This window comes from Myxococcus vastator, from assembly GCF_010894475.1.
In the GTDB taxonomy this organism is placed as follows: Bacteria; Myxococcota; Myxococcia; order Myxococcales; family Myxococcaceae; genus Myxococcus; species Myxococcus vastator.
This window is the reverse complement of the sequence record NZ_JAAIYB010000587.1, coordinates 1-4,128: the sequence shown is the minus strand read 5'-3', so window position 1 is coordinate 4,128 and position 4,128 is coordinate 1. Positions and strand designations below refer to the sequence as shown.

The following is a 4,128-nucleotide window of genomic DNA, read 5'->3' as shown; positions in this document are numbered from 1 at the left end:
GCCATGCATCAACTCCGCCTCGTCCGCTCAGACTTTCATGGGGACTGGAACTACGTCCTCAAGCCCAATTCGGATAAGTAATTTCTGATCGGGCCCTTAACAGTACCTGTTAACCGCTCTTGGTCACGCTCTCCCCAGATTGGACGAAAGAGAGCTCCAGAAAGCCCAATCCGCGGCCGAAGGGATAGGCAATCGCGTTCTGAGCCGCAGAGCGTAGAGCGTGTCCTCTGAATCGTCGTGGGGTGAAATATCTTGTAATTCAGCGGCTTAAGCACGAAGGCCCCGCGATATTCATTGAGAGCCCCGTGTAGAACAAACGGACCCTGCCAGCTGGCAGGGCCCTTCGTTCAGCTCCTCCGGGTGCAGGCGGAACCAGCGGGCGATGAGCATCACCTCCTGCGCTTCATGCGCGCGGAAGCCCAGCGTCTCCGGCTCGGGCCGCTCGAGGATTTCACGGGCCTGGGCCTCCAGCGCCTGGTGTTGCTCAATCGTGATGGGCGCGGGCAGCTCCGCGCGCACGCTGCCCCGGCGCACCACGTAGACGCGGTCCTCACCGCCATGGCCAGGCACCGCGTAGACGAAGGAGAGGCGCCTGAGCATCTGGCTCAGCTCCACCACCCAGCCGCGCATCAGCTCCAGCCGCTCCGCCCGGTCCCTCAGCTCCGCGGCGTATTCGAACTGGAGCCTGCGCGCCGCCAGCGCCATGCGCTCGCGCAGCAGCGTCAGCGGCGTGTCGGACGTGCCTTCGAGGAAGGCGCGGGCCTGGGCGACGCGCGCGTCGTACTCCGCATGCGTACAGCCGCCGGCACACGGCGCCAGGCAGCGTGAGAGCTGCCCGCGCATGCACAGCGGCTCCTGCTTCAACGGGAAGAGCTGGCCCTGGTCCGCCAGGCGCATGGGCGTGTCCGCCGCGCAGTCCCGCAGCTCCAGCAAGTCACTCACCGCGCGCACCACGTCGGACACGGCGCTCCGGCCGTGGAAGGGCCCGTAGTAGTCGCCGCGCTCGCCGGTGGCCTTTCCCACCACGCGCAGCCGGGCGACGGGCTCGCGCGTCAGGTGGATGAAGCAGTGGCCCCGGTCCCGCTTGTGCTCCACGTTGTAGAGGGGACGCTGGGACTTGATGAGGCGGAACTCGAGCAGCAGCGCCGCGAACTCGCTGGGCGTGTACTCCCAGACGACGCGGTGCGCGTGGGCGATGATCTCCGCCGCCTTCTCGTGCGCCTCCGCGCGGAAGTACGACAAGAGCCGCGTGCGCACCCGCACGGACTTGCCCACGTAGAGCACTTCATCCGAAGGCCCCAGCATCCGGTAGACGCCAGGACGGTTCTCGGCGTGCTCGCGGACGTGGGCGAAGAGGGCGGCGACGCGGGGTTCCATGATGCAGGCGGCCCGCACCGTACCGCGTGCGAGGCCCACGGTGTGGCGCACGCCGGCCGTCCCGCCCGAGCCGCCTCGGTGGGCGGGCGGCCTCGGGATGAGGCCGCTCGCCCTTACGCCGGCTCGATGAAGTTCAGCCGGTAGCCGTCCGGGTCGGTGACGATGAGCTCCCGGGTGAACCAGGGCTGCACCGTGGGGCCATCCACGGCGGCGCCCTGCGCTTGAGCCCGCAGGAGCACCTCGTCCACGCTGTGAGGGGCCTCGGCGCGGAGGCCGACGAGCACGCCCGTGCCGCGCCGGCCTTCCAGCTTCAACTGCGGCGGCGGCGTGACAAGGTAGACGTCCAGGGCCTCCGCCCACCGGAGGTGGACGAAGGGGGGCTCGGCGCTCACGCGCTCGAAGCCCAGCGCCTCATAGAAGGCCACCGAGCGCGCGCTGTCCGTGACGAGCAGCTTGACGAAAGCCGCCGTCACTTCGCGAGGCCTTCCGCCTTCAGGGCCTCCTGCACGGCGGGCCGGTCCGCCACGCGAGCGTGGTAGGCGCGCAGCGCGGGGAAGGGCTCCAGGTCCACCTTCGTGTGTCCGGCCCAGTTGAGCGTCGTGAAGAGGTACGCGTCCGCCACGGTGAACTGGTCGCCCAGCAGGTACGCCTGCTTCGCCACCACCGCCTCCAGCACGCCCAGGCGCTGCGCGAGCCGCTCGCGCGTCAGCCGCTTGACTTCATCCGGGAACGCCGGGTTGAAGAGGGGGCTGAAGCCCTTGTGAATCTCCGTGGAGATGAAGTTGAGCATCTCCTGGAGGCGGTAGCGCTCCAGTGTGCCGTTGGCCGGGGCCAGCTTCTTGTCGGGGACCTGGTCGGCGAGGAACTGGACGATGGCGGGGCCCTCCGTCAGCAGGCTGCCGTCATCCAACTGGAGCGCCGGGACGTAACCCTTGGGGTTGATGGTGACGAAGTCCTCGCCCGCCGCCGTCTTCTTGGCGCGGAGGTCCACCTTCTCGGTGGTGAAGGAGAAGCCGCCCTCGCGAAGGATGATGTGGGGCGACAGCGAGCAGGCACCGGGAGAGTAGAAGAGTTTCATGGCGCGGATTCCTGCACGACTCCGACGCCGTTCGCCATGAATTCGGATGCAGGTCGGGCCCGCCCCCTGGGTCCGCCCTGCCCAGGTGACCCGCAGGCACCGCGGGTGATAGGGATTCGCGAAGGTCGGCACCGGTCCGGGGAGCCCGCCCGACCGCGTCCCCTCAGCGCAGGCCCGGCCCCGCGGGCCTGTCCGGATACCTGAACCTATGCGTCTCAAGCCGTCTCTCCTGCTCCCTCTCGCGGTCCTGTCCCTGGGCGTGCTGCCGGCGTGCTCGGGTGATGGTGACGACAATCCTCCTGGCAATGACGCGGGCACCGACGCGGGGACGGACTCCGGCACCGACGCGGGCGACGACAACCCGGGCCCCAGCACCGAGCCCGGCACCTGTCCTTCCAACGCGCTGCTCTGCGAGCTGTTCGACAGCGGCAACGACACCAGCGGATGGACGGCCAGCGCGGAGAACGCCTCCATCCAGGTGGACAGCACGCGGACGCGCAACGGCCCGGGCGCGCTGCACGTCCTCACCGAGGATGGACACGACGAGCGGCAGCAGGCCGGCAAGGCCATCGCGCAGTGGCAGCAGCGCATCCCGGCCTTCGAGACCCGGCTCTTCGTGCGCGCGCACGTCTACATGCGCTCGCTGCCAGGGGTGTTCGGGCAGATGGGGACCTTCTTCGTCCTCTCCAACTTCGACGCGGACTTCGGCGGCTTCGAGCTCCAAGTGATGCAGGACAGCGGCTTCGCGCTGGATGACTGGTCCTTCCGCGAAGGGCAGGGCTGGAACCGCCAGCCCGAGCCCGTCCAGCTGGGCATGGAGGCGGGGCGCTGGGTGTGCCTGGAGTGGGAGGTCCGCCGCGACAGCACGTCGAGCACGCACGGCAACACGCGCGTCTACGTGGACGGCACGCTGGCGCACGACTTCACCAACATCGGCATGCGCGCCTTCAACAACTTCTCCGTGGGCTACGGCTTCGTCCACCCGCTGGGCGCGTCCGGCTCCGAGACGTGGATTGACAACGTCGTGGTGAGCACGCAGCGCGTCGGCTGCGACTGACGCGCGGAAGGGGCATGGCCTCGCGGCCCTCCTGACGGGCTGCGGGGCCGTGCGCTTCAAGGTGGCCGGATGAAGGGCACAAGCCACCCCAGTGTCCTGAGCGGGCAGCCGAGCGAGCGCCCGTTGGGGGCCGCCGCGTCCATGTGCATCGTTCCCCCTCGGATGTGGCAGGAGCACCGGAAAGGAACGAGGACACATGGCGACGGGGACATGGCGCCGGCCCGACCTCCAGCGGGCGGCCCGGGCGGGGCAGGACGCGAGCCGGAGCGGCGTGGAGTGGGCGGCCCGCGTGGGCTACGCCGCGCGCGGGGCCGTCTACGCGGTGATTGGGGTGCTGGCGTTGATGCTGGCCGCGGGTGAAGGAGGCCAGGCGACGGACACCCATGGCGCCGTGGAGGAGGTGGCGCGCCAGCCCTTCGGCTCGGTGCTGCTGGTGCTGCTGGGGGTGGGGCTGGTGGCCTTCGCGCTGTGGCGCTTCGCCCAGGCCGCCTGGGACCTGGAAGACAAGGGCCGCTCCGGAAAGGGCCTCGCGGCGCGCGTGGGCATGGCGGGCAGCGGCGTGATTCACGCCAGCCTCGCGCTCACGGCCTTCAACCTCCTGCGCGGCCAGGGGGGC

General features: G+C 69.7%; 5 protein-coding genes. 2 read left to right on the top strand and 3 right to left on the bottom strand.

Annotated features, from left to right (window positions below):
• Nucleotides 1–291: 291 nt before the first annotated feature.
• The 3 genes from G4D87_RS34380 to gstA form a co-directional block, all read right to left on the bottom strand.
• Nucleotides 292–1,377, bottom strand: coding sequence for a GIY-YIG nuclease family protein (locus tag G4D87_RS34380; RefSeq protein WP_163786902.1), 1,086 nt, complete (start codon nucleotides 1,375–1,377; stop codon nucleotides 292–294).
• Between the two features lie 113 nt (nucleotides 1,378–1,490).
• A complete protein-coding gene (locus G4D87_RS34375) occupies nucleotides 1,491–1,850 on the bottom strand; it encodes a VOC family protein (RefSeq protein WP_163786901.1) in 360 nt (119 codons plus the stop codon).
• A complete protein-coding gene (gene gstA / locus G4D87_RS34370; protein ID WP_163786900.1) occupies nucleotides 1,847–2,455 on the bottom strand; it encodes a glutathione transferase GstA in 609 nt (202 codons plus the stop codon). Before gstA ends, G4D87_RS34375 begins: the two co-directional genes overlap by 4 nt.
• Before the next feature lie 208 nt (nucleotides 2,456–2,663).
• Between gstA and G4D87_RS34365 the strand changes: the two genes are divergently transcribed.
• Nucleotides 2,664–3,512: a hypothetical protein gene (locus tag G4D87_RS34365; RefSeq protein WP_163786899.1), complete on the top strand. Its 849-nt coding sequence runs from the start codon at nucleotides 2,664–2,666 to the stop codon at nucleotides 3,510–3,512.
• Between the two features lie 196 nt (nucleotides 3,513–3,708).
• The coding region (locus G4D87_RS34360) for a DUF1206 domain-containing protein (RefSeq protein WP_163786898.1) at nucleotides 3,709–4,128 on the top strand (420 nt) is incomplete at its 3' end.